We start from the raw sequence: 361 nt of genomic DNA on the forward strand, positions 1-361 counted from the left end.
GGGCCGGCTGCAGGACCGCCGACCGCTGTCCATCATCGACATCGGATCGAACTCGATCCGCCTCGTCGTCTATGAGGGGCTGGCGCGCTCGCCGACCATGCTGTTCAACGAAAAGATGCTGGCCGGTCTCGGCCGGGGCATCGTTTCGACCGGCAAGCTCGACGCCGAGGCGGTGACGCGCTCGATGGAAGAGTTCCGTCGCTTTCGCGCGCTTTCCGACCAAGCCGGCGCCGAGCAGATGTATGTGCTGGCCACCGCCGCGGCCCGCGAGGCGGTCAATGGCCCTGATTTCATTCACCGCGCCGAGGAGGTGCTGAAGACTGAGATCCGTGTCATCAGCGGCCGTCAGGAAGCGTATTAT

At 64.8% G+C, this 361-nt stretch carries 1 pseudogene; it reads left to right on the top strand.

The features are described from left to right. A pseudogene (locus tag EOC06_RS38650) lies at positions 1-361 on the top strand (exopolyphosphatase); the annotation flags it as partial.

Source organism: Mesorhizobium sp. M7A.F.Ca.MR.362.00.0.0, assembly GCF_004023175.1.
Lineage (GTDB): Bacteria > Pseudomonadota > Alphaproteobacteria > Rhizobiales > Rhizobiaceae > Mesorhizobium.